At 48.6% G+C, this 22,845-nt stretch carries 26 protein-coding genes; 17 read left to right on the top strand and 9 right to left on the bottom strand.

All coding sequences use genetic code 11. From position 1 onward, the window contains the following. Positions 1 to 20 precede the first annotated feature (20 nt). The 6 genes from XMM312_RS03815 to XMM312_RS03790 are packed head-to-tail and all read left to right on the top strand — an operon-like array spanning position 21 to position 5,763. Positions 21 to 944: an ABC transporter ATP-binding protein gene (locus tag XMM312_RS03815; RefSeq protein ID WP_173481392.1), complete on the top strand. Its 924-nt coding sequence runs from the start codon at positions 21 to 23 to the stop codon at positions 942 to 944. Further along, complete coding sequence (locus XMM312_RS03810; RefSeq protein ID WP_173483389.1) at positions 944 to 1,717, top strand: ABC transporter permease; 774 nt, start codon at positions 944 to 946, stop codon at positions 1,715 to 1,717. The genes XMM312_RS03815 and XMM312_RS03810 overlap by 1 nt, the downstream gene beginning before the upstream one ends. Beyond that, positions 1,717 to 2,541: an NADPH-dependent 7-cyano-7-deazaguanine reductase QueF gene (gene queF / locus XMM312_RS03805; RefSeq protein WP_173481390.1), complete on the top strand. Its 825-nt coding sequence runs from the start codon at positions 1,717 to 1,719 to the stop codon at positions 2,539 to 2,541. The genes XMM312_RS03810 and queF overlap by 1 nt, the downstream gene beginning before the upstream one ends. Positions 2,542 to 2,552: 11 nt before the next feature. Further along, a complete protein-coding gene (locus tag XMM312_RS03800) occupies positions 2,553 to 3,113 on the top strand; it encodes a nitroreductase family protein (protein WP_173481389.1) in 561 nt (186 codons plus the stop codon). Further along, complete coding sequence (locus XMM312_RS03795; RefSeq protein WP_173488736.1) at positions 3,106 to 3,546, top strand: YiiD C-terminal domain-containing protein; 441 nt, start codon at positions 3,106 to 3,108, stop codon at positions 3,544 to 3,546. Before XMM312_RS03800 ends, XMM312_RS03795 begins: the two co-directional genes overlap by 8 nt. Positions 3,547 to 3,555: 9 nt before the next feature. Beyond that, positions 3,556 to 5,763, top strand: a complete 2,208-nt coding sequence (locus tag XMM312_RS03790) for a heavy metal translocating P-type ATPase (protein WP_173488735.1) — start codon at positions 3,556 to 3,558, stop codon at positions 5,761 to 5,763. On the opposite strand, the gene XMM312_RS03785 is transcribed toward XMM312_RS03790, so the two are convergent. Next, complete coding sequence (locus XMM312_RS03785) at positions 5,760 to 6,314, bottom strand: peptidylprolyl isomerase (RefSeq protein WP_173481386.1); 555 nt, start codon at positions 6,312 to 6,314, stop codon at positions 5,760 to 5,762. The two genes, XMM312_RS03790 and XMM312_RS03785, sit on opposite strands and share 4 nt — an antisense overlap. 100 nt (positions 6,315 to 6,414) lie before the next feature. Between XMM312_RS03785 and XMM312_RS03780 the strand changes: the two genes are divergently transcribed. Genes XMM312_RS03780 through XMM312_RS03770 form a run of 3 tightly spaced genes read left to right on the top strand, consistent with a single transcriptional unit; the run spans position 6,415 to position 8,286 of the window. Continuing rightward, positions 6,415 to 7,128: a DUF6134 family protein gene (locus XMM312_RS03780; RefSeq protein ID WP_173488734.1), complete on the top strand. Its 714-nt coding sequence runs from the start codon at positions 6,415 to 6,417 to the stop codon at positions 7,126 to 7,128. A gap of 1 nt (position 7,129) precedes the next feature. After that, positions 7,130 to 7,864 (top strand): SDR family NAD(P)-dependent oxidoreductase, encoded by a 735-nt coding sequence (locus XMM312_RS03775; protein WP_371743465.1) that lies wholly within the window; start codon positions 7,130 to 7,132, stop codon positions 7,862 to 7,864. After that, entirely contained in the window at positions 7,861 to 8,286 is a 426-nt protein-coding gene (locus XMM312_RS03770; protein ID WP_173481383.1) for a nuclear transport factor 2 family protein, read from the top strand. Before XMM312_RS03775 ends, XMM312_RS03770 begins: the two co-directional genes overlap by 4 nt. Here XMM312_RS03770 and XMM312_RS03765 read toward each other — a convergent pair. From XMM312_RS03765 to XMM312_RS03745, 5 genes are read right to left on the bottom strand one after another with little or no spacing between them, the layout of a single operon-like run. Further along, positions 8,258 to 8,776, bottom strand: a complete 519-nt coding sequence (locus tag XMM312_RS03765; RefSeq protein WP_173481476.1) for a DUF3833 domain-containing protein — start codon at positions 8,774 to 8,776, stop codon at positions 8,258 to 8,260. The two genes, XMM312_RS03770 and XMM312_RS03765, sit on opposite strands and share 29 nt — an antisense overlap. A gap of 29 nt (positions 8,777 to 8,805) precedes the next feature. Continuing rightward, positions 8,806 to 10,122, bottom strand: a complete 1,317-nt coding sequence (locus XMM312_RS03760; protein WP_173488733.1) for an MFS transporter — start codon at positions 10,120 to 10,122, stop codon at positions 8,806 to 8,808. Beyond that, positions 10,094 to 11,329, bottom strand: coding sequence for a cyclopropane-fatty-acyl-phospholipid synthase family protein (locus tag XMM312_RS03755; protein ID WP_173481381.1), 1,236 nt, complete (start codon positions 11,327 to 11,329; stop codon positions 10,094 to 10,096). Before XMM312_RS03755 ends, XMM312_RS03760 begins: the two co-directional genes overlap by 29 nt. Continuing rightward, on the bottom strand, positions 11,316 to 12,110 hold the full coding sequence (locus XMM312_RS03750) for a DUF1365 domain-containing protein (protein ID WP_173481380.1): 795 nt from the start codon (positions 12,108 to 12,110) through the stop codon (positions 11,316 to 11,318). Before XMM312_RS03750 ends, XMM312_RS03755 begins: the two co-directional genes overlap by 14 nt. Beyond that, positions 12,110 to 13,468 carry an NAD(P)/FAD-dependent oxidoreductase gene (locus tag XMM312_RS03745; RefSeq protein WP_173488732.1) on the bottom strand — a complete coding sequence of 453 codons (1,359 nt, stop codon included), beginning with the start codon at positions 13,466 to 13,468 and terminating at the stop codon, positions 12,110 to 12,112. The genes XMM312_RS03750 and XMM312_RS03745 overlap by 1 nt, the downstream gene beginning before the upstream one ends. 162 nt (positions 13,469 to 13,630) lie before the next feature. On the opposite strand from XMM312_RS03745, the gene XMM312_RS03740 reads away from it, so the two are divergent. From XMM312_RS03740 to XMM312_RS03720, 5 genes are read left to right on the top strand one after another with little or no spacing between them, the layout of a single operon-like run. After that, the gene (locus XMM312_RS03740; protein ID WP_173488731.1) at positions 13,631 to 14,236 is read left to right on the top strand and encodes a sigma-70 family RNA polymerase sigma factor; all 606 of its coding nucleotides are present in this window, start codon (positions 13,631 to 13,633) and stop codon (positions 14,234 to 14,236) included. Then, entirely contained in the window at positions 14,233 to 14,883 is a 651-nt protein-coding gene (locus tag XMM312_RS03735) for a ChrR family anti-sigma-E factor (RefSeq protein WP_173488730.1), read from the top strand. Before XMM312_RS03740 ends, XMM312_RS03735 begins: the two co-directional genes overlap by 4 nt. A gap of 55 nt (positions 14,884 to 14,938) precedes the next feature. After that, complete coding sequence (locus tag XMM312_RS03730) at positions 14,939 to 16,324, top strand: deoxyribodipyrimidine photo-lyase (RefSeq protein WP_173488729.1); 1,386 nt, start codon at positions 14,939 to 14,941, stop codon at positions 16,322 to 16,324. Between the two features lie 41 nt (positions 16,325 to 16,365). Then, positions 16,366 to 17,685: a deoxyguanosinetriphosphate triphosphohydrolase gene (locus XMM312_RS03725; protein ID WP_173488728.1), complete on the top strand. Its 1,320-nt coding sequence runs from the start codon at positions 16,366 to 16,368 to the stop codon at positions 17,683 to 17,685. A gap of 1 nt (position 17,686) precedes the next feature. Beyond that, positions 17,687 to 18,061 (top strand): translation initiation factor Sui1, encoded by a 375-nt coding sequence (locus XMM312_RS03720; RefSeq protein WP_173481374.1) that lies wholly within the window; start codon positions 17,687 to 17,689, stop codon positions 18,059 to 18,061. On the opposite strand, the gene XMM312_RS03715 is transcribed toward XMM312_RS03720, so the two are convergent. From XMM312_RS03715 to XMM312_RS03705, 3 genes are all read right to left on the bottom strand, one after another. Continuing rightward, a complete protein-coding gene (locus XMM312_RS03715) occupies positions 18,058 to 19,017 on the bottom strand; it encodes a hypothetical protein (protein ID WP_173488727.1) in 960 nt (319 codons plus the stop codon). The two genes, XMM312_RS03720 and XMM312_RS03715, sit on opposite strands and share 4 nt — an antisense overlap. A 110-nt stretch (positions 19,018 to 19,127) precedes the next feature. After that, on the bottom strand, positions 19,128 to 19,778 hold the full coding sequence (locus XMM312_RS03710) for an O-methyltransferase (protein ID WP_173481372.1): 651 nt from the start codon (positions 19,776 to 19,778) through the stop codon (positions 19,128 to 19,130). 11 nt (positions 19,779 to 19,789) lie between these two features. Further along, the gene (locus XMM312_RS03705) at positions 19,790 to 20,101 is read right to left on the bottom strand and encodes a hypothetical protein (protein ID WP_173484612.1); all 312 of its coding nucleotides are present in this window, start codon (positions 20,099 to 20,101) and stop codon (positions 19,790 to 19,792) included. A gap of 50 nt (positions 20,102 to 20,151) precedes the next feature. On the opposite strand from XMM312_RS03705, the gene XMM312_RS03700 reads away from it, so the two are divergent. The 3 genes from XMM312_RS03700 (at position 20,152) to ftsA (ending at position 22,807) form a co-directional block, all read left to right on the top strand. Next, positions 20,152 to 20,508, top strand: coding sequence for a hypothetical protein (locus tag XMM312_RS03700; protein WP_173481370.1), 357 nt, complete (start codon positions 20,152 to 20,154; stop codon positions 20,506 to 20,508). A gap of 512 nt (positions 20,509 to 21,020) precedes the next feature. Beyond that, positions 21,021 to 21,482 carry an Lrp/AsnC family transcriptional regulator gene (locus XMM312_RS11650; RefSeq protein WP_173481369.1) on the top strand — a complete coding sequence of 154 codons (462 nt, stop codon included), beginning with the start codon at positions 21,021 to 21,023 and terminating at the stop codon, positions 21,480 to 21,482. Between the two features lie 47 nt (positions 21,483 to 21,529). Continuing rightward, the gene (ftsA, locus tag XMM312_RS03690) at positions 21,530 to 22,807 is read left to right on the top strand and encodes a cell division protein FtsA (protein WP_173481368.1); all 1,278 of its coding nucleotides are present in this window, start codon (positions 21,530 to 21,532) and stop codon (positions 22,805 to 22,807) included. Positions 22,808 to 22,845 lie beyond the last annotated feature (38 nt).

Below are 22,845 nucleotides of genomic sequence, written 5' to 3'. Positions count from 1 at the left end.
TTCTCAAAGGTTAGCACTGAATGGAACTTGCTCTTCAAATTCGTGGGTTGGAAAAAACCTACGGGAATGGCTTTAAAGCGCTTAAAGGGATCGATCTGGATGTAAAGCAGGGCGATTTTTTCGCTCTGCTAGGTCCCAATGGGGCGGGTAAATCGACCACCTTGGGTATCGTCACATCCTTGGTCAATAAAACGGATGGTAGTGTGTCAGTCTTTGGCCACAATATTGATTCTGACCTGACCCAAGCAAAGCTCTGCATGGGCATTGTCCCTCAGGAGTTTAACTTCAACTTCTTTGAGAAAGTTGAAGACATCGTTGTGACTCAAGCGGGTTACTACGGGATCCCCTCTTCTATCGCCAAAGAGCGTGCAGAGCACTACCTAAAAGCCTTGGGTTTATGGGATAAACGTGACAATCGAGCACGCCAACTCTCAGGTGGTATGAAACGTCGTCTGATGATTGCTCGTGCGTTGGTTCATAACCCTAAATTGCTGATTCTGGATGAGCCGACTGCAGGCGTGGATATTGAGCTACGTCGATCGATGTGGGAGTTTCTTACCAAGATCAACGAAGAGGGCACGACGATCATCCTGACGACTCACTACCTTGAAGAGGCTGAGTCACTCTGTCGCAATATCGCGATCATCGATCAGGGTGAAATTATTCAAAATAGTTCAATGAAATCGTTGTTGGCTAAACTGAATAACGAGACCTTTATTCTAGATCTTGATCGAGATCTTAAGAGTCTCCCCGATCTCGATGGCTTGGAGGCGCGTTTAGTCGATGAGCATACCCTGGAAGTCGATCTGCCTAAGGGGCATGGTCTCAACAGCGTATTCGCGCAGTTAACAGCGCAAAACATCGCCGTGCTTAGTATGCGTAATAAAGCCAACCGTCTTGAAGAGTTGTTTGTCGAACTGGTTGAACACAAGGGGGCTAAATAATGAACGGAAATCTTCTTTGGGTTGCCTTCTCAACAATCGTAGTGAAAGAGGTTCGACGCTTTACTCGAATTTGGGTTCAGACACTGATTCCGCCTGCGATCACCATGACGCTCTACTTTATTATCTTCGGGAATCTGGTTGGCTCTCGGATCGGTGAGATGGATGGATTCGACTACATGCAGTTCATCGTGCCGGGTCTGATTATGATGTCGGTGATTACCAACTCTTACGGAAACGTCGTCTCGTCATTTTTCGGTACTAAATTTCAACGTCACATTGAAGAGCTGCTCGTCGCACCGGTGCCTAACTGGGTGATTTTGGCCGGTTACGTCATCGGTGGTGTTGCTCGTGGTTTAGCCGTTGGATTCATCGTCACTCTATTGTCGCTGTTCTTCACTGATCTGACGTTAGCGCACCCCTTTGTAACGCTCAGCATTCTGTTTTTGACTGCTGTCGTCTTCTCATTGGGTGGCTTCATCAATGCGATCTACGCGAATTCGTTCGATGATATTGCGGTGGTGCCAACCTTTATTCTGACGCCTCTAACCTATTTAGGTGGCGTGTTTTACTCAATCTCACTGTTGCCTGAGTTTTGGCAGGGGGTCTCTCAGCTCAACCCCATTCTCTACATGGTGAATACATTCCGTTATGGAATCTTGGGCGTTAGTGATATTGACGTCACCTTTGCGTTTGGCATGATCATTCTGTTTATTGCAGTGTTAGGTGGCTTTGCGCTGCACCTTCTAAACACAGGTAAGGGGATTCGAAGCTAATGAACGAACCAGAAAAGGTCCTCCACTCACCCCTAGGTAAAGAGACGGTCTACGCCAATCAGTACGATCCCTCACTGCTTTACCCCATAGAGCGAGATATCAATTGGCAAGCGCGCGGCGTTGATCGCTCCACCTTGCCCTTTTTTGGGGAAGATATCTGGAACAGTTATGAGATCAGTTGGTTGAACGCTAAGGGCAAACCGATTGTTGCACTGGCTCAGTTTCATATCCCAGCAACGTCGACGCATATCGTCGAGTCTAAGTCATTTAAGCTCTACCTAAACTCCTACAATCTGAGTCGCTTTGACTCTGCTGATGAGGTGGCTGCTCAGATGGCTAAAGATCTATCAGACGCGGCGGGCGGTCAGGTTCGGGTGACGTTGACCTCTCCTCAAGATGCGGTGCAGATTGAATCCTTTGACGGTCGTTGCATTGATGATCTTGATATCACGGTGGCTCACTACGAACCAGCTCCTGAGCTACTATCAAGTCAAGGTGAAAACGTCACCGAGACACTGATTTCTCACCTGCTTAAATCCAACTGTCCAGTGACAGGTCAGCCCGATTGGGCGAGCGTTCAAATCAGTTATAGTGGACCGAAAATAGATGAGGAGGGTCTGCTAGGCTATCTGATCTCCTACCGTGAACACGGCGATTTCCATGAGCAGTGTGTAGAGACGATCTTTATGGATATTTTAGAGCGTTGTCAGCCCGAAGAGTTGACGGTTTATGCGCGTTACGTGCGCCGAGGCGGTCTGGATATCAACCCTTACCGTAGTACGCTCGATACTTTGCCAAAAAATCCACGATTAAGCCGACAATAAGGAGCCCTGTGATGGATGCGATTGAACTGTTAACCCAGCGTACCTCTTGTGGCATGTTGGAAGCGCCTGCGCCTACAGCAAAGCAGCTGGAGCTGATGTTTCAGGCCGCATCGCGAGCGCCCGATCACGGTCTGCTTCGACCTTACCGCTTCCTAACCATTCAAGGATCTGCGCTTGATCGTTTAGGCCAGCTCTACCTTGATGCATCCTTAGTTAAGAATCCTGATATTGAAGAGGCGCAACGAAATCGCCTACTGAATATGCCTCTTCGAGCACCGATGATCGTGGTCGCGATTGCGGTGATACAACAGCACCCTAAAGTGCCTGAGATTGAGCAGGTAATGACAGCCGCCTGTGCCGCGCAAGCTGTGGTTCAGGCAGCTTACGCACAAGGTGTCGGAGCTATGTGGCGTTCGGGTGATCTGATGTTTGATGCGAATGTGCAGAAGGGATTGGGTCTTAATGACAATGAAGAGATCGTCGGCTTCATCTATTTAGGTCAACCAATGCGAGATCGCCAAGCTCCAGAAATGGATCAGTCCCTATATGTTGCGGAGTGGACGGGTGAGTGATCAGGCGTTTCTTAGTTGGCTGCATCAGGCCATTCCATTAACGGCTGCTATGCAGATTGATGAGATCGATTACACTGGCAATCAACTTCAACTTAGTGCACCGCTAGAACCGAATCTGAACGATAAGGGAACGGGCTTTGCGGGTTCCATAGCCTCCATCGCGACACTGAGCGGTTGGTGTCTGCTGACCTTATGGCTCAGAGAGCGTGGCATTGATGCCGATGTTATGATTGCCAAAAGCGAACAGCGCTATTTAGCCCCTGTCACCGATCGCCTGAAAGCGGTTGCGACACTGCCAGATGACGCTGTCGTTGAGCAGTTCTGGCAGCGTTTTCAAGAGAAACAGCGTGCGCGGCTACCAATCAGCGTCGCCGTGGGTAATGAGCAGACAGTGTTTGAACTGCAGGGTGATTACGCCGCTGTACAGCGATAGGAGTGTGTCATGACGATCCATCAATATGCTTTGTCAAAAGTCAGTTGTGCCGGCTGTGTTCGATCAATCGAAAAGGCCTTGAATGCTTCTGATGATATCTCTGATTTTGCGATCAACTTCGCCGATCGAACAGCTACTGTTGAGTCGAATCTTCCAACCACTGAGGTTGAACAACTGATCATCAATGCTGGCTACGGTGCCGCTTTTATAGAGAATGAAGAGGATCTTGCGGCTCGTGATCAACAGAATCAACAAGAGCTAAAACAGACCTTCACTCATGCCTGGGTTGCGATTGGCCTGGGTGCATTTTTGATGGTTCAGATGTTGGCAGGCCTCATGCCGCCGGTGGAGAGTTCAGAGGGTCTGGTGAATGGCCTAATCACGGCTACACTCTCCGCGATGGTGATGTTCCACTCAGGTGGCCATATTTTCCGAGGGGCGCTTCAGAGTTTTAAACGTCTCGATTTTAATATGGATACACTGATTGCCTTGGGCACCGGGGTAGCCTGGCTCTATTCAGCACTTCTGCTGATGTTCATTCAATGGATTCCAGAGTCGATCCCCACGCAAGCCAGACACCTCTACTTTGAAGCCTCAGTTATGATTATTGGCTTCATCCTGCTGGGTCAAGCCTTAGAGGCTAAGGGGCGAAATCAGACCGCAGAAGCCTTGCGTCACCTAATGAATTTACAACCGAAAACAGCGCTAAAAGTGATTGAAGGTGAAGCCAAAGAGGTCTCTATTCAACTCCTGCTGCCTGGTGATCTGGTCCGAGTCCTACCAGGACAGACGATACCGGTTGATGCCCTAGTGGTTGAAGGCAGTAGCTATGTTGACGAATCGATGCTGACCGGTGAGTCTGTTCCAGTTCAACGTCAGTTAGATGACCAAGTGACCGGAGGCACGCTCAATGGTGAGGGCGTTTTACTGGTTCGTGTGACCGAAGTAGGGCAGAAGACTCGCCTCGCTCAAATCCTATCGTCTGTCAGAGAGGCACAAAACAGCAAACCTGCACTGGGTAAGTTGGCGGATAAAATAGCCTCTATCTTTGTACCCGTCGTCATTCTTATTGCACTGCTTGTGTTTGCACTCTGGTGGTTTGTTGGTCCAGAACCGACTTGGTCTTATGCCACTCTAGCCAGCATGACCGTATTAATTGTGGCCTGCCCTTGTGCGTTGGGTCTGGCGACCCCAATGGCAGTGATGGTGGGTGTGGGTCGTGCTGCTAAAATGGGTGTGCTTATTCGAGAGGGCGATGCCCTGCAGCGATCACAAGACCTGACCTGTGTCGTCATGGATAAGACCGGCACATTGACTCAAGGCAAACCCTCACTGACTCATCAGCATGCTGCACCTGAGTATGCAGCAATCGCCAAAACGCTTGCTTCACACTCTGAGCATCCACTCTCTAAAGCCTTAAGTCATTCACTCGAGGGAGGCGCTTGCGAGGTTGATCAATTCAGATCGATCTCTGGTTCTGGTGTGGAAACGGTCATTGACGATGAAACCTATCGTTTGGGTAGCGGGCAATGGATGGAAACCTTTGATATCGATTCATCCGATTTTGTCTGTGATGCAGAAGCGTGGAGTGAAGAGGGCGCCTCATTGGTCTGGTTGTTTAATAGCAGCCGAGTCTTAGCCCTGTTTGCTTTGAATGATGCCCTTCGTGATGATAGTCAATCTGCCGTCGAGCGTTTCAAAGTGATGGGTCTTCGATTAGTACTACTGTCGGGCGATCACTCAGTGGCGGCTGAAGCGATCGCCAAACAAGCAGGCATTAGTGAAGTCATTGCCGGTGTTCAGCCTGAGCAAAAACTGCAGACAATCGCCCAACTTCAGGCCGAGGGTGAGGTGGTTGCTATGGTTGGGGATGGTATTAATGACGCCCCAGCGCTGGCGCAAGCGGATGTTGGTTATGCAATGGGTGGTGGTACTGATGTGGCGTTAGCTTCTGCTGATGTAGCACTGATGCAGAACTCTTTGCATGCGGTAGCGGATGCGATTCAGTTGTCGCGATTAACGGTCAACAATATCAAACAGAATTTGTTCGGCGCATTTTTCTACAATGTCGCGGCGATTCCTGTTGCTGCGGGTATTCTATATCCCGTGTTTGGTCTTTTACTCAATCCGATGATCGCCGGCGCAGCGATGGCACTGTCGTCAGTGACGGTCGTTGCCAATGCGCGCAGGCTGAACCAAGTGAACCTATCGCGCTAATCGATACGTTCTAGGCTCAAAATTGTGATCGGCTCTCTTGGTACATTCCGGTAGTAACTGACATTGCCGGTTTGTACCGCGGAAATCTTATCGACGACCTCCATCCCTTCTATGACTTTGCCGAACACCGCATATCCAGGGCGATTGGTTCGTCCATCAAGACCTAAGTTATCAACTGTGTTGATATAGAACTGCGCTGTGGCGCTATCAGGTGCTTGGGTTCGGGCCATGGCAATGGAACCTCGAACATTGCTCAGCCCATTCATCGACTCATTCTTAATCGGGCTGCCCGTGTTTCTCTCACGCATCTCGGCATCCATACCACCGCCTTGAATCATGAAGCCTGGAATGACTCGGTGAAAAACCAAACCCTCATAATGATCTTTGTCGACATAGTTCAGAAAGTTTTCGGTAGAGATGGGGGCTTTCTCATCGTTGAGTTCAAATTTGATCTCTCCCATGCTGGTCTGCATCACTACCTTAGGACCAGCAAAAGCCAGCGGAGCGGTTAGAACAAGTGAAGCGATGAACAGATTGTTCTTGAAACGCATCGATTATCTCCAAGTCGTTTTATACTAATTCTTTAGTCTAAGACTACCCAATTTCTTGCCGGCTGAGAACCACTTTTCTCTCGGTGTCGTAATCCAGACTATGATGTTAATAATTAGACAGTCTGTTTTTGTGATGGGGCTTTTTTTAGCGCCTATCCTGAATGCCTCTCAATTGGTTGGTCAGGCCAAGCTCTACCCAGAAGTCATCACTTACGATGTCTATCGCAAAGGTGAGCCGGTCGGTCATTACACACTTCGTTTCAGTGATGTCACCCACGATCGTGTCGCCGCTGAGATCGAGATGGAGTTAACGGCGAAAGTCTTTGGCTTTTTCAACTATGAGTACCGATATCAGGCTAATGAGGTTTGGCAAAATGATCGACTCATGCAGCTCAACGTGAAAACGGTTAGCAACAAAAAAGAGTCATCGGTCACGGCCGTCCAAAAATCCGATGTTTTAGAGACAGTGGATAAAAAAGGGCGAGTGCATGCCTACCCAGCGGAGTTAATGACGACCCATCACTGGTATCGGCAGATTCTTGATCAGCGGCAGGTATTAAATAGTATCACCGGTAATATGGATGAGATTTCACCAGAGTCTGTGGGCTCTGCGCTCTTAGATGCCCGAGGTGAAACCGTACAATTGGATGGCTATCGCCTTGGCGGTGATCTGGATAGAACGGTCAGTTGGTACGATAGCGATGGGCGATGGCGAGCCCTTGAGTTTAGAGCCAAGGATGGGTCTGATATTCAGGTTATATGGAGTGGAGGTCAGCTGATTAAAGAGACCTCTCTAGCTCAGAATAGGGAGTAGCGTGGCTAGTCGAATTTGGATAATTGGAGGCAGTACTGGAATTGGCGCTGCGCTGGCTAAGGCTTACCTAGATGAGGGCTATCAAGTTCTAATCAGCGCTCGAAATGAAGAGCGTTTAGTCACCTTAGCCGAGTCTATTGGCTGCCAATCCATGCCATTGGATGTGACAGATCGCGATTCCTGTATTAAGGCTTGGGCCGATATTTGCCAAGAGTGCATGCCCGATAAAGTCATCATCAGCTCGGGTACGCACCAAGAGATGCCCGCCACTGAATTTAATGCAGAGAACTGTGAATCGCTAATGCAGGTCAATTATTTCGGGGTGGTCTACTTGCTGGAGGCGATACTGCCTACCTATCTTAAATCAGGTGGGCAAATTGGTGTCATCTCCTCTCTAGCAGGCTACCGAGGACTCCCTTATGCCTCATCCTACGGTGCTTCTAAAGCTGCGCTGATCAATTTGTGCGAGTCCCTGAGAGTTGAGCTAGAGGATTCAAAGGTCGATATACGGTTGATCAATCCGGGCTTTGTTAAGACACCTCTCACAGACAAGAATCAATTTCAAATGCCCGCGTTGATATCGCCTGAGCAAGCCGCTGCGGAGATTGTGAAAGGGCTGAAAGGGCGTAGTTTTGAGATCCGCTTTCCTAAACTATTTGCTGCTACACTTGCCTTGTTGCGGCACTTGCCCTACAAACTCTATTTCCCTCTGGTAAAACGAGTCACTAAACGATGAATCAAACATCGGTAAAACAATACGTTGAGCTTTTTGAGAACTTAACACCGGACAGTGTCACTCAGTTTGAATCACTGGTGACTCCAGATGTTCGATTCGCCGATCCGTTTAATGACGTTCGTGGCTTTTCGAAGATGTGTGAAATTCTGACCGATATGTTTGAACGCTCAGAGGATCCATCATTTACCGTCTTTGAATGGTGTGAACAGCCAGAGGCGGCTTATGTTCGGTGGGAGTTCCGTGCAAAGTTGCCTGTATTGGGGGTGTTTACAACAGAGGGGGTCAGTCGTCTCTCTATTAATGAGAGCGGATTGATTACTGAACATTTAGACTATTGGGATAGTGCACCCTTGTACATGAAACTACCCCTTCTAGGACGAATTCTGCGCTCGATCAAAGCGAAAATGGCGCTTCCTTCATAGCATCACCGCGCATAAAGCTTAGGGTGACGGTACCAATCGTGAACCCCCACTTTTTGACATAGGCTCTGTTGATCAGTACTCCGCCTTGTTGCAGCAACATCCAATCATCGAAGGTGACACGCCAGCTGCCATCGCCCACTTTTAAATCGATGTCATACTGCCAGTTCAATGCATTGCCCTGGCTGGTTCCGGTTGCTGAACCAATAACGTCATCTGCGCGGCCTTCATAACGACCTGGGTTGGATGATGTGATCTCCCAAATGCGCTGGTCGCGCTCGCCATCATCATAGAGAAACTGTTCATCTAAGGTGAGCGTTTGGCCATCCCAGTTACCATCAATCTCAACTTGAAATTGACGTCTGATGGTGCCAAAACGATCTTCGAAGATACCCCAAGCATAGACCTTGCCATTGAAGTACTCCTCAATCTTCAATGCTGGCTGCGATTGACTGATTTGATCGATCTGCATCTGTGAACACCCACTCAACATAACCATCAGTAAAACTGCTATCGCTTTTTTCAACGGATGGTCTCCTGAGCTAAACGCTGTTTGATTTTTTTGTGTGTGCTGGCGCTTAACCTAAAATCTCTTACGACCAACACGGCTATGATTTTAAGTACGCTGGGGATAAGTGCGTAGATCAATGCCAAAACTAAGGGTGTTTGGCCAAACAGTTCAAGCAGACCAAAGGCGAGGGTGGCTGAAAGTGCCAGTGCCAGTTTTGTGATCATGTTCCACAATGCAAAGAGCAAATTCGTTTGGGATTGTCCAAATCGCCACTGATGGTAATCAGCGACGTCAGCCTGAATCGCATGGGGTATCGCCAGATCAGCGCCCAACATCGCACCGGTTAATAGACAGATAGGAATGAATAACCAAGCAGTGTCACTACCCAGCATACTGGCGGGTACAAATACGACGGCACTAATCAACATACCCGTTCGCCAAAGATCGATTCGGTCTAGGGTTCGCGTCAGCTTAATCCATACTGGGATTGAGAGGATGCAAGAGAGAAAGTAGATCGCAATGTAGAGTGTTCGGTCACTCTCTGGTAATAAAAGAACCATTGTGATGTAGAGCGGAAACAGCGTCGCAGGAACGCCATTCGCTAAACCATTAAAAAACCAAGAGATTGCCAGTCTCTTTGCTAAGCGATTTCGTTGAATCGGTCGCCATGTGGAGGCTGAATCTGTTTGAGAGTCCTCTTTTCTATTTAAAGGTTTTAAACGAACCTTAGCCATCAATAGTGTCAGTGTGATGGACCCCAGTAGCAGTGCAATCCAAACAATGGCTCTGAGTGCTTCGGTGCTTGAGTAACCAAGATAGACCATCAGTGCAGGTATGAGCGCGGAGAGCAGAAGGCCTATCAACCCCAAAAACTCCCTAAACGAAGCGATCGTTATGCGCTCTTGTGCATCGCTGCTTAGACGTACTAGCCAGCTTAGGTAGGGGATTTGAATCAGCGTCCAGCCAAAAAAGAGACCGATTAATCCCAGACTCAGCGAGATGGCAGTATAGGATTCAGCTGGGTAAATCAGCAGCAGTGCAGACGGGATACAGATCAACCCACCTGCGATGATGACCGATCTTTGAGTTGTGTCTGATAGTCGGTCGTTCAACCTCCCTATAAAGGGATCTACGAGGAGGTCTGACACTCTTGCAAAAAACAGAATCAGTGCAATCAGACCAAGCGATAAGCCCCACTGTTCGTGGTACCAAGTGGGTAGGTTGATATAGAGCGCTAGAGTTGGAAGTGAGAGCGGAAGAGCCGGAAGGGCATAAAATCCTATCTGGCTCTTCGATAGCTTAGTGCTGTACTTTGTAGAGTCCGACATCAATCGAACCCTCTCTAAACCCACCCTCACAGTAAGCTAGATAGTAAACCCACATGCGTCTAAAGCGCTCATCGAACGCTTCGGTCGCCTTGATGCTTGGCCAAGCGTTTAAGAAGTTTCGGCGCCAAATCTCTAGGGTCTTGGCATAATCCAAACCAAACAACTTCTGTTCACAGAGTTTTAGATCCGCTAACAAGATTTCTCCCTCTAGCGCGGTAGGGCTTGGCAGCATGCCGCCAGGGAAAATGTAGCGCTGAATGAAGTCGGCAGAGCTGCGGTACTGTTCAAAACGATCATCGGCAATGCTAATAATCTGCAGGACCGCGCTTCCCCCTTTTTTAAGACGCTTTTTGAGTGTCTCGAAGTAGGTTGGCCAGTGCTCTTCGCCGACCGCTTCAAACATCTCTATTGAGACAATGTGATCGTATTCACCTTGGATGTCACGGTAATCGATAAGCTGTAGGTCCGCCTGATTGTTTAAACCTAAGCGACTCATTCGATCTTTGGCAAATGCGAGCTGCTCTTTTGATAGAGTGATTCCTGTTACCTTGGCGCCAAACTCTTTGGTCGCTACCTCAGCAAAACCACCCCAGCCACATCCGATCTCAAGCACATGCTCACCGGCCTTAAGATCTAACATCTGGCAAATGGTTCGGTACTTGTTGAGTTGTGCCTCTTCCAGTGTCTCATCACTCTCAAACAGAGCTGAGGAGTAGGTGAAGCTTGGGTCTAACCACTGAGCATAGAAGTCGTTGCCTAGGTCGTAGTGGTAAGCAATATTTTTGCGGCTGCCCTTTTTCGTATTCGCACGGCCTAAGTGGCTTAAACGATTGAATAAACGCAGAAGGGGGTGGCCCTTTAGGATGTCATTCACTAAGTTTTCGTTGGCTAGAGCCCAGCGAATAACGCTGACCTCATCGGGTGTTTGCCACTCGCCATCCATAAAGCTCTCTGCAAAGCCGATAGATCCACCTCGGACAAGACGACGCAAGGATTTAAAGCTATTAATCTTAATGATGGCGTGATGTTCATTATCTGTCTGCTGGCCAAAGTCATGAATCATGCCGTTGGGTAGCTCAAGAGTCAGTCGCCCTTTAATCTGTCCATCGAGTGTTTTGTGCAACAGATTCAATGCGCGACGGTTGAACCAACCGAGAGACGACAGCTGCTGGTTGGAAAGGGTCGTAGTGTATTCAGAAGGACGCATCAGAAACCCTCGTTTTATTATCGATTAAAACCACTTGATGAGTCGTACCTTTGACTCGTTTTTGAAGTGGTACGCGTTTAAGCCAGAGTTGGAGCGCTTCCCAATGAATGCCAGCAATCACTTTGAAGGTCATCAAAGGGTATTTAAACAGGACTTTTAGCAGTGTTCTGTTCGTCAGCTCAGTTCGTTTACCAGTAAAGGTGGCGTGCAGAAGGGACCCTTCTGAGTCGGACTGTCGAATGCAGACAGAGACTCGCTGATGGGGTGCCAGCATGCGAAACTGATAGGGCGCCTTCATAGGCATAAATGGAGAGACGTAAAAGCTCTTTTCACTGCTTTGACGAATCTGATCACTCTTACTGTTGGTTGGGATCAGGTAGCTGTGTCGTTCACCGAAGGTGTTGTTTACTTCGTAAAGAATGACACCAAGGTTGCCGTCACAGTCGTAACAGTAGAAGACACTGAGTGGATTAAAGACGTACCCAAACATTCTGGGGTAGCAGAGTAATTTGATACTGTGACCATACTCAGACAGCTCGTATTGCAGCAGCTGCTCTCTCACCTGTTCAGCGAGGTCTCGGTCGCTCCCTTCGCCATGATCACGGTTTTTAAAGCTAAATAGATTCCAACGCTCTTTTGAGAACAGAGTCAGATTAGCGTCGAGGCTATCTAGCTCATCAAGGTCAATCAACATTGAGGCAACTGAGTAGATGAAACGGTGACGCTTAGGCTTGAAGCGGTGATGCATCACCTTGCCTTCATAGAGCGCGGAGCTAAACATTAGGCTGCGCTCTCGGATGTTTGCGTTGTTCTAACGGGCTCTTGAACATGAATACGTCCATTGGGGTTGTCGACGGTCCAAGGTCGCAAAGCGCCTCCGAGCTGTTCCGCAACTGCGAGGCCTGATTGGATACCATCTTCGTGGAAACCATAGCCCATCCAAGCACCGCAGAACCAACTGCGTTGTTGACCTTGAATGGCCCAAATCTCCTTCTGTGCCTCAATGGAACGTTGATCAAACGCAGGGTGGTCGTATAGGAAACTGCCAAGAATCTTATCGGCTTTAGGTTCTTCGATAGGATTGAGTGTGACAAACACATCTTGTTTGGTTTGCAGAGGCTGCAGTGCGTTCATCCAATAGGTCACTGCAAGCTCACCTTCGCCTTGATCGCTTGAGGCCAGATAGTTCCAAGCTGACCAAGCACCTTTACGGACTGGCATCTGGTTAGTGTCAGTGTGTAACAGCGCACGATTGCGTTGGTAAGGAAAGGCGCTCAGAAGTCGCTGCTCTTCCGGTGTTGCGTCAGACAGCATCTCAAGGGTCTGATCAGCATGACATGCAAATACCACCTGGTCGAAGCGACGCTTCTGTCCGTGGTGATCGATCAGAGTAACTCCGTCAGCATCGCGTTCGACACGGTGTACGCGAGCATTCAAGATGACGCCATCACCCAGTTGCTCAGCGATTTTATTAACGTATTGGCGACTACCACCTATCACTGTACGCCACTGTGGGCGGTCCTTCACTTGAACGAGACCATGGTTCATGCAGAAACGCATAAAGGTCTCTGCAGGGTAGTCCAGCATCTTATCCATGGGCGTTGACCAGATTGCAGCGCTCATGGGCAGAAGGTGCTCATTAATGAAGGTTTGACTGTAACCCTCGCGCTCCAAAAGCTGTCCAAGCGTTAATTCGGCCAGACTAGGGTCGTTATGGAGTCGATCAGAATCTTTGTAAAAAGCTAAGATCTCACGAAGTAGACCCCAATGTTTAAAAGAGAGGAGGTTGCGGCGCTGTGTAAAAAAGCCGCCCAAGCCAGAGCCACTATACTCCACTTTGCCTTTCTCTAGTGAGACGCCGAAGGTCATATTGGTATCGGTAGTGTCTACTTCGAGATATTTGAAGAACTCGACCAGATTGGGATAGTTAACGGGGTTGAATACAATAAACCCTGTATCCACCGGAACGTTGCCTTCGGGAGTGTCGATCTCAACGGTATTTGAGTGGCCGCCAAGGCGATCATCTTTTTCAAAAAGTGAAACGTTATGGCGTTTACTTAAAAGCCAGGCGGCGGATAATCCGGAGATACCAGAACCGATAACTGCGATATTCAATGGTTTTAAAGGCCTTACATTCATTATTGAGTCCATGCAAAAACAAGCTTGAATTTCGTTACGAACAGTCTACCTTGATAGATCAAAAGATGTCGGTTATTTTCAAAAAAGTGGCCAACGGTCAATTTTTACTATTTACTGTTCAAAATGTGATCCATTTATAAACCCTCTAACGTAGTGAAAGCGATGACTGATAACAGATCCGAGGAAACTGATGTGACTGCAGCAGTGGCAATAGCGGAGCAAAAAAAGAAGAAGGAGCGGGATGCATGGTCAGACCTGCTCGCGTCGCTTTCTGAAACCCGCAGTAAAGCGGATTTCAGCCGCTTATACGAACATTTTGCACCCAGAGTGAAAGCGTACATTATCCGTTTTGGAATGCCGGTAGCGGCAGCCGAAGAGCTGACACAGGAATCGATGCTGGCCGTATGGCGTAAAGCGCACCTGTACACGCGCAGTAAAGCCAGTGCCAGTACCTGGATTTTCACATTGGCAAGAAACCAATGCATCGATCGCCTTCGCAGAGAGAAAGCGGTTGAATACGAGTTACCTGAAGAAGAGATCGATCCCGATCAACGTCATTACGGCGAGCATGCCGTTCTCGAAGAGAGAATGAGCGGAGCGATCGCCAAGTTGCCTGAAGCTCAGGCACAGGTTCTCTACCTCTCATATTATGAGGGTAAGAGTCATTCAGAAATTTCCGAGCAGTTAGGTATACCGCTCGGCAGCGTTAAATCGAGATTGAGATTGGCATTCAGCAAACTCAAAGCTCATTGGGGAGAAGAAGAGTGAAAATAAGTCATCATCTTGACGATGCTACCCTTATGGCACGTGCCGCCGGCGCGCTGTCTGATGGTATGACACTGTTGGTTGATAGTCATCTTCACTGGTGCAAGACCTGTCAAACTAAAGCTTGGGAAGCAGAGTGTATCGGCGGTGAGTTACTTGCTGACATCCAACCGCAAGCGATGAGCGAAGGCTCTTTAGACTCCATTTTGGGTATGCTCGATGGTAGCGAAGAGGTGGTTGCTGAACGAGCTGTTAAATTCAAAGGCAGTGCAGAAGTTCCAGAACCTCTGGCGCAAATTGTCGGATCTGACCTGGATGCCATTGAGTGGAAGCGTCTTGGCCCGGGTGTGCAACATTACGATTTTAATTTCCCTGGAGAGGGAGCGTGTCGTCTTCTTAGAATTCAGCCTGGCGTCTCTGTGCCGCACCATACCCACAAGGGTAATGAGCTGACGATGATCCTTCGTGGCTCGTACAGTGACGATGTGGGGCGTTTCTGTCAGGGCGATGTCGCAGATCTTGATGAAGAGATCAAACACCAGCCGATCGTTGATACCGGTTCTGAGTGCATCTGTCTGATCGCAACTGAAGCGCCACTTAAATTTACAGGTATTATGGGTCGTCTGGCTCAGCCATTCATTGGTCTGTAATCACTATTGAAATAAGAAGACCGGTTTTAAAGCCGGTCTTTTTTTTGGGGAAAACATGAATATCGTCTGGTTTCGCAATGACCTTAGAGTAGCCGCAAACCCAGCATTGGAAGCTGCGCAACGTAATGGATTGGCCACGGTGGCCCTTGTCTGTCTGACTCATGAGAGCTGGTCGGAACATAACGAATCGCCTCAACGTATGGGGCTATGGCGAGATCGGTTACTGCAGGTTAAAGGCGAGCTTGAATCTCTCAATGTGCCCTTAAAAGTGATTCAGGCAGGGCACTTTGATCACTGTGCCAGTGCCATTAGAAACCTGGCAACAGAGTTGTCAGCAACTCACTTTTTCTTCAATCACGAGTATCCACTAAATGAGCAGTTGCGCGATGATGCAGTCGTTGCAGCCCTTCAACCTGATGTGAGCTGTCAGGGTTTTCATGGTGAGGTGATCATTCCACCCGGAGAGGTTAAAACTCAAACGGGTACAGACTTTAAAGTCTATACCCCATTCTCTCGTGCATGGCGGGCAGCGTTACCTCGATTTGACTACTCAATTAAAGCGATGAACACCCCTTTCCCAGAGACCGCACTTCACTCTGATGACATCCCAGACGATCTTGGCTGGCGCCCACTGTCCTATGATAAAGAGTTGTGGCCCGTTGAGACCGAAGCGATCCGTGAACGTGTCTACGAGTTTGTCCGTGAACGGGAGTTGGATTACAAAGAGCATCGTGACTTTCCAGCAATCAACGGGACCTCCCAGTTATCGCCTTACTTGACCATTGGTGCTGTGTCACCACTACAGTTGATGCATGTTCAAAGACAGGAGCGTGAGAACGATGGCTGGTTAGAGAGCAGTTGGCTCAATGAGATCATCTGGCGTGAGTTCTATCGTCACCTGACGGTTGCGTTTCCAGAGCTGTCTAAACTTGAGCCGTTTAGACCAGAAACTGAGCAGAAGATTCAGTGGTTGGATCGTGAGCCGCTGTGGCAGGCTTGGTGTCAGGGTGAGACAGGGTTTCCGATTGTCGATGCAGCGATGAAACAGCTGTTAACAACAGGTTGGATGCACAATCGACTGCGTATGGTCGTGGCCAGCTTTTTAACTAAATTAATTGGCATCGATTGGCGCCGCGGTGAGAAGTTCTTTATGGAGCATCTGATTGATGCTGATTTCCCATCCAACAACGGTGGTTGGCAGTGGTCTGCTTCAGTGGGTGCTGATGCCGCTCCCTATTTTCGAATCTTCAACCCGACTGCGCAAAGCGAGAAGTTCGATGCCAAAGGTGAATTTCTTGTGAAGTGGTTGCCAGAGCTGGCCGCGCTACCGCCTAAAGAGCGTCATAAGCCGGGGGCAGGGCAGGCGTTTGGTCGTCCCGCGCCGATCATTGATTACTCTCTTGAGCGAAAACGCGCGTTGGACGCTTATAAAGAGGGCTAGGATCTGGCACACTTCCTTCCAAGTTTTTTGGGAGAGTGTAAATGGATTGGGAAAGGCTGCTAACGCGCAAACGTTATGGTCACGACGAAGTAGAATCGGCGGAGCAGGGTCGAAGCCACTTCCACAAAGATCATGACCGAATCATCTTTAGTAGTGCTTTCCGTCGCTTGGGTCGTAAGACGCAAGTGCACCCTATGTCCCTCAACGATCACATCCATACTCGTCTGACTCACTCCATTGAGGTAGGCAGTCTTGGGCGTAGTCTGGGCATTCGTGCCGGCGAGTTGATTGCTGATCAGCTGCCAAAGGGCATATCGCCTGATGACTTGGGGATGATTGTTCAGTCGGCCTGTCTGGCTCACGATATTGGTAACCCCCCTTTTGGTCATGCTGGCGAGTACGCCATTCGTGATTGGTTCCGTCAGCGTCAAGAGGATCAGCGTTTCTCGCAGCTCTCTGAAGACGAGTTTTTAGATCTAAAAACCTTTGAAGGTAATGCGCAGGGGCTCAGGGTCGTCACCAAGATCGAGAACCATCTCTTTGATGGTGGTCTGCGCTTAACCTACCCAACTCTAGGAACACTATTGAAATACCCTTGGACAGCTCGTCACGGTGGTAAGAAGGGTAAGTTCAGCTGTTATCAAGCGGAACTTCCTTTAGTAGCATCACTGGCCAAAGATCTTGGTCTGCCTCAGCTTGAAGAGGATCGCTGGGCGCGTCACCCTCTGAACTTCCTAATGGAGGCGGCGGATGATATCTGTTACGCCATATTGGATCTTGAAGATGCTATTGAGTTGAACCTGCTTAGTTTCGATGAGGTTAAACCTATCTTGTCAACGCTCTGCGGCGACCTGGAGTTTGATGATGAGATCTTCGCGACCCAGGCCTCTGCACGACGTAAGATTTCGGCACTTCGTGGTCGAGCGATGGAGAACATGGTCGACTCAGCGGTGCAGGTTTTTGCCGATCAGCTGCCAGAGATCTTGTCAGGTCAATATCAGGGTGAGCTTCTCAGTGATGGCGATCCCATGGTTAGAGATGGGTTGGCTGCAGCGAAACGTATCGCCCAAGAGCGGGTCTTTCCAGACAATCGAAAAGCAGAGCTAGAGGTGGGTGCCTATACTATTCTAGGTGTGTTGGTTGAGGCTTTTATCGAGGCGGTCTGGGAGCAGCACCAAAAGCAGGGAGAAGATCTCTGTTATCGCAGTGAAAAGATTATCGGTCTGATGGGGATTCATGCCCCCTCTTCGGGTGAGTCGCTCTATCAAGGCTACATGCGTGCCTTGGACTTTATTAGCGGTATGACCGACTCCTATGCAAGCTACCTTGCTCGACAGATCGGTGGAGGAATAAAGGTTTAATATGGCATCACTTCAAGATCAGCTTAGTCGACTCGTCTACAGCACGGAAAAAGGTAACCTCTGTCCTGATTGTGGCGAAGCGTTAACCGCTTGTATCTGTTCAGAGCAGGCAGAGCAGACGCGCATTGCCGCAATGGATGGGGTAGTTCGCATTCGTCGTGAAACCTCTGGGCGAAAAGGCAAAGCCGTCACTACCATTTCCGGTGTGCCAAGAGTTGAGTCTGAATTAAAGACGCTTCTGAAAAAGTTGAAGCAGGGGTGTGGTTCAGGCGGTGCTGTCAAAGAGGGAATTATTGAGATTCAAGGTGATCACCGCGACAAACTTAAAACCCTCTTAGAGAAAGAGGGTTTTACCGTTAAGTTAGCGGGCGGTTAGAGGCCGATTGCTCGCTCCGAGAGTGCCAGTTCCATTCGGGCGCGCAGCAAAGAGTAAAGCTGTATTGCCGCATCAATCTCCTCTTTGCGGTTCGTAAGACTCTCGATATTTAAGCCCAGCGGTAGATCCAATTCGGCGCAAGATTCCAAAATCATCTGCAAGTTGGTGTAACAGATCTTAATAGACTCTTTAAGTGGCTGATCGGCATCCAAAATTCGGTAGCTGGTCGCCTCTGGTACCGAAATACCCAACCACTTCATAAACTCAAGGGTCTTCTCACTGCCACAAGGTGTGAAAGTCAAAATGATTCGTGCCGGCTCCATATCGAGCTGTTTGCAGCGACGAGCATAGGAGGTCAGCATGTCGATGGTCGCTTGTGCGTTATAAACCGCTTGCGAGATGAAGAAGTGACAGCCCTCTTTCTGCTTGGTCACCATGCGCTCGTGTTCATCGCCTTTTTTCTGATGGCGCTCTGCGATACAGACACCGCCAAGGGCAATTGTTTTATGAGACTCTTCCAGTGATTGGTAGGCATCATTCAAACTGAACTTGTAGTCACCTTCCGAGGAGGGGGCGCCAACCAGGACGATATTGTTCTGGTGGTAGGTCTCAGTCGTCTCTTCTACCCACTCTTCAAACTCTTGTCGACTACCTTGAGCAACACTGTTGTAGGTGATGGTTCCGCAGCCGCTCTTTTCGTGAAGCAATTTAGCGTAGTGGCGCGGGTCACGTGTTTGAGCAAAGGGGAATGGGCGAGGTGTGTCGATGCGAGTGCTCTCGTCCTGAATGTCATAAACGATAATGCCATCGAACGCGATATGGTCGAGTCGTTCCAGCAGCTTGTCAGCAATGCCTGACATCACTTCATCTTCGGTGCCCATTTTGGGTGGGGTAGTACCGATGACATAAACCCCTTGGTCCGTACCGATTAATTTGTCCTGAAGTGAGCAGCTCATCTCTATTCCAATTGCTTCTTTTAAGTGTGGCTTAGTATAAACGTGAGTGGATTTCATGAAAATTGCATATCCCATGAAATTTTTTTCTTAAGATATGCATGACGTTCAATTTAGAGCTTTCGAACGACGTTGACACCGTCGCGCAGAGTCAGAAAGACGTTTTCCACCTCGGGGTCCTCTGCAATCAGTCGGTTTGTTTCAACTAACACATCATCGATATCGGATTCTGGTTGAATGACCTTGCCAGACCAGAGCACGTTATCAAGTACGATTAAGCCACCTGGGCGAGTCAGCTCTTTAACCTTTAAGTAGTAGTTTAGGTAGTTGCGTTTGTCGGCATCGATAAAGGTGAAATCCAATGGGCCATCAAGTTGATCTGCAAGAGTTTCAAGGGTGTCGATGGCAGGACCAAAGATCACGTCAATCTTTTTGCCGTGTTCGCTTCGCTCATAAAAGGTTTTTGCGAAGTCGATCGCGCGTGGGTTGGTTTCACAGCAGATAAGCTTGCCATTATCCGGCATGCCTTCCGCAATGGATAGCGCTGAATAGCCTGTGAACATACCAATTTCAAGGGCGCGTTTCGGCTGAGCAATCGCAGAGAGCATCTTAAGTGTTCGGCCGACCAGGCGGCCAGATAGCTTTTGTGGCCATCCCATATTTTGGTTGGTTTGGTCGATCAACTCCTGCAGGAGTTCGGGCTCTGCTGAAGTAGAGATAAAGGCATAGTCTTCGACCTGTTCGTCGACGAGAAAGTCAGGCATGGGATACTCAGTTATTGATTAAGGGTGGAGATGATGGCGCTGCCCCACATGGTGACGCTCTTTCCATCTTCGGTCCAAAGGTATTGGCAAAGTTTAATATCAGACTCAATGCAGCTTTGCTGGCTGATTGCGACACCGGTAGGTAGGGTTTGGCAGCCCTGTTCTGGCTCCTTGCCCACTCCATACAGACGTGCGCTCAACAGCGAGCGATAGAGAGACTCGGTTTCGCACACCCAGTGCTTTCCTTCATCGCTAAGAGCGTTGGCGGTTGGAGTGAGTGCAAGTGCAGCGAGCGATCCTAAAATTATTTGTCTAACTTTCATTTTAATCTCTGTGCAGGTCCGTACAATATCGCTAAAAGGAGATTATAACTATGAACGAATCGCTATACATCTTTCTGTTAACCGGCGTCTTCTCAATGTCGGCTGCGCTGAGTGTAGGTGCCATCAACAAAATGCCAGAATCTGATCGTCCTGCATGGTTTGCGGTGAAGCAGAATATGGTCATGATGGTGGTGCTCGGTAATCTTGCTGCGCTAACGCTGGTGGGTTCTCTGGCCTATGGATTTCAGACCTTGCACTGGTCGATTCCATTGAGCTCAATGTTCATCACCTTCCCGATCGTGCATCAGTTATTGGTGGTCAAATTGATCGGTGCTACCAAGGCACTATTCTTAACAGTTCCTGCTACCTTGGCCTCTATTGCGGTGCTCTATATCTACTGGCCCTAATCGTTAATTTGTCCTACCTAAAAACGCAGCCTCGGCTGCGTTTTTTGTTTTTAGTTCTTATGACGCAAAAATGTTGCGATGTTATGTGTAAATCTAATGTAAACCTAAGAGAGTGTTTTTTGCCGTTTATCAATAATATATTTTGATTTTGTGCTTACAATCTAATTTTAATGCAAATATTTTGCATAAATTAAAAATTATTGGCGTTTTATTTGTGTGTTAGTATTGTTTTTTCATATCTATAATTTGCATTAGTTTCGTTAATTTTTTGTAAATATAATTAAGTTACTGTCTATTTCTCAATAATGACGCAAAATTTGTGCGTAAATTAGAAAATATTGTTATTTATATGATTTATATGGGTTGCATTGGTAGTTTTTGCAAAAATTTCTCATTAAATTAAAGATAAACGCAAATATTTTGCGTTAAGTGTTGGAATGCTTGGTTGGGTTGTGTATATTTTGAGCAATGGACGATTTAATCGTCATCACTGGCTTTAGGATTTGTAATCTGTGGATGCAAAAGATTGGGAGATAATTCGTGCGCTCCAGCAAGATGGACGTCGCACCACGAATGAGATCGCGGATAGCGTTCGTCTCTCAGGCTCGGCCGTGTCTCGCCGTATCGCACGTCTAGAAAAAGACGGCATCATTTCTGGTTACACCGCACTCGTAGATCCCGATAAGGTTGGTTATACCGCCACCGTCATGGTTGAAATTACGCTCGATAGCCAGTCTGATGCGGCTCAATCAGAGTTTGAGCGTGCGGTTGCTAAGGTCCCGAGTGTCAGATCCTGTTACCTAATGAGCGGCGATGCGGATTATCTATTAAAGGTAGCAGCAAGAGATTTGCGTGACTTTGAACGGTTGCGCCGAAAGGTTTTGAGTGATTTACCGCATGTTTCACGTATGCAGACGTCGTTTGCTTTACGCGAAATCGTCAATCACTTGGAGTACGCGCCGGAGAGCGCATAAAAATGGTTAAACGTAATGAAAATTGGGTGTGAATCGTGGATTCAAAAATGATTGTAGCTCTTGATATCGGTACCTCTAAGGTCGTCTGTATGGTGGCCGAGATCGGTACGGACGGTGATATTGAGGTCGTGGGCGTCGGCTCTCACCCATCACGCGGTTTAAAACGCGGTGTGGTCGTTAACATCGAATCTACTGTGCAGTCGATCCAGCGAGCGGTTGAAGCGGCTGAGTTGATGGCGGGAGTCAAAATTCACTCAGTCAGTGTGGGCGTCTCTGGTAGCCATATTGCGAGTCAAAACTCACACGGTATTGTTGCTCTGCAGAGTAAAGAGGTGACTCAATCAGACGTAGAGCGTGTCATTGAGGCTGCTCAAGCGGTCGCGATTCCGGCGGATCAGCGCATTCTGCACATCCTTCCGCAAGAGTATTTGATTGATAACCAAGAGGGCATCAAAGAGCCGCTTGGCATGTCCGGTGTGCGTTTGGAAGCTAAGGTTCATCTGATTACCGGTGCGACTAACGCCATTCAGAATATTGAGAAGTGTGTTCGCCGCTGTGGTCTTGAGATCGATGCCGTAGTTCTTGAGCAGTTGGCATCGGGTTACGCGGTGTTGACTGATGATGAGAAGGATCTGGGTGTCTGCATGGTTGATATCGGCGGTGGTACCACCGATATCGCGATCTTTACTCAAGGTTCAATTCGTCACACAGCTGTGATTCCTGTTGCGGGCGATCAAGTCAGCAATGATATTGCCATGGCATTGCGCACCCCAATGCAGCATGCCGATCAGATCAAAATGAAGTACGCCTGTGCATTGGCGCAGTTAGCGCGTGCTGATGAGACGATCAAAGTTCCAAGCGTCGGTGATCGTCCTGCGCGAGATCTATCACGCCAAGCTCTGGCTGAAGTGGTGGAGCCGCGTTATGAAGAGCTGTTTACCCTAGTTCAGCAAGAGCTTCGCCGCAGTGGGTTTGAAGATCTAGCGGCAGCCGGCATCGTCCTGACCGGCGGTACTTCGAAGATGGAAGGCGCGGTTGAGCTCGCTGAAGAGATATTCCACATGCCTGTTCGTTTGGCTAAGCCAACGGGTGTAGGCGGTGTTGATGATCTGTTGAGTAACCCTATCTACGCAACGGCGATTGGTCTGTTGCTCTACTCGGCGGATAACGACCTTGATCAGCATGTGGATGCCGAAACAATGACCGATTTTGGTTTGATGCCGGACGATATTGCTGAGCATCAGCCTGAGAAAAAACGAGTTAAAAAAGAGCCATCAGAAGGGTGGGTCTCTAAAACAAAATCTTGGTTAAAAGGTAACTTTTAATCAGAGCTTAGTTGGCAGTAACCGGCAAAGATCGGGCC

This window comes from Marinobacterium sp. xm-m-312 (assembly GCF_013283295.1).
In the GTDB taxonomy this organism is placed as follows: Bacteria; Pseudomonadota; Gammaproteobacteria; order Pseudomonadales; family Balneatricaceae; genus Marinobacterium_E.
This window is presented reverse-complemented; position numbering and strand designations above follow the sequence as displayed.

Bases quoted from the DNA above. Each gene is read 5' to 3' on its own strand.
- XMM312_RS03750 (WP_173481380.1), bottom strand. From the start codon at position 12,110: ATGTTTAGCTCCGCGCTCTATGAAGGCAAGGTGATGCATCACCGCTTC.
- XMM312_RS03720 (WP_173481374.1), top strand. From the start codon at position 17,687: ATGGCATCACTTCAAGATCAGCTTAGTCGACTCGTCTACAGCACGGAA.
- XMM312_RS03745 (WP_173488732.1), bottom strand. From the start codon at position 13,468: ATGAATGTAAGGCCTTTAAAACCATTGAATATCGCAGTTATCGGTTCT.
- XMM312_RS03730 (WP_173488729.1), top strand. From the start codon at position 14,939: ATGAATATCGTCTGGTTTCGCAATGACCTTAGAGTAGCCGCAAACCCA.
- XMM312_RS03810 (WP_173483389.1), top strand. From the start codon at position 944: ATGAACGGAAATCTTCTTTGGGTTGCCTTCTCAACAATCGTAGTGAAA.
- XMM312_RS03700 (WP_173481370.1), top strand. From the start codon at position 20,152: ATGAACGAATCGCTATACATCTTTCTGTTAACCGGCGTCTTCTCAATG.
- ftsA (WP_173481368.1), top strand. From the start codon at position 21,530: ATGATTGTAGCTCTTGATATCGGTACCTCTAAGGTCGTCTGTATGGTG.
- XMM312_RS03780 (WP_173488734.1), top strand. From the start codon at position 6,415: ATGATGTTAATAATTAGACAGTCTGTTTTTGTGATGGGGCTTTTTTTA.
- XMM312_RS03790 (WP_173488735.1), top strand. From the start codon at position 3,556: ATGACGATCCATCAATATGCTTTGTCAAAAGTCAGTTGTGCCGGCTGT.
- XMM312_RS03770 (WP_173481383.1), top strand. From the start codon at position 7,861: ATGAATCAAACATCGGTAAAACAATACGTTGAGCTTTTTGAGAACTTA.
- XMM312_RS03740 (WP_173488731.1), top strand. From the start codon at position 13,631: ATGACTGATAACAGATCCGAGGAAACTGATGTGACTGCAGCAGTGGCA.
- XMM312_RS03725 (WP_173488728.1), top strand. From the start codon at position 16,366: ATGGATTGGGAAAGGCTGCTAACGCGCAAACGTTATGGTCACGACGAA.
- XMM312_RS03705 (WP_173484612.1), bottom strand. From the start codon at position 20,101: ATGAAAGTTAGACAAATAATTTTAGGATCGCTCGCTGCACTTGCACTC.
- XMM312_RS03800 (WP_173481389.1), top strand. From the start codon at position 2,553: ATGGATGCGATTGAACTGTTAACCCAGCGTACCTCTTGTGGCATGTTG.
- XMM312_RS03755 (WP_173481381.1), bottom strand. From the start codon at position 11,329: ATGCGTCCTTCTGAATACACTACGACCCTTTCCAACCAGCAGCTGTCG.
- XMM312_RS03765 (WP_173481476.1), bottom strand. From the start codon at position 8,776: ATGTTGAGTGGGTGTTCACAGATGCAGATCGATCAAATCAGTCAATCG.
- XMM312_RS03785 (WP_173481386.1), bottom strand. From the start codon at position 6,314: ATGCGTTTCAAGAACAATCTGTTCATCGCTTCACTTGTTCTAACCGCT.
- queF (WP_173481390.1), top strand. From the start codon at position 1,717: ATGAACGAACCAGAAAAGGTCCTCCACTCACCCCTAGGTAAAGAGACG.
- XMM312_RS03715 (WP_173488727.1), bottom strand. From the start codon at position 19,017: ATGAGCTGCTCACTTCAGGACAAATTAATCGGTACGGACCAAGGGGTT.
- XMM312_RS03760 (WP_173488733.1), bottom strand. From the start codon at position 10,122: ATGTCGGACTCTACAAAGTACAGCACTAAGCTATCGAAGAGCCAGATA.
- XMM312_RS03710 (WP_173481372.1), bottom strand. From the start codon at position 19,778: ATGCCTGACTTTCTCGTCGACGAACAGGTCGAAGACTATGCCTTTATC.
- XMM312_RS03815 (WP_173481392.1), top strand. From the start codon at position 21: ATGGAACTTGCTCTTCAAATTCGTGGGTTGGAAAAAACCTACGGGAAT.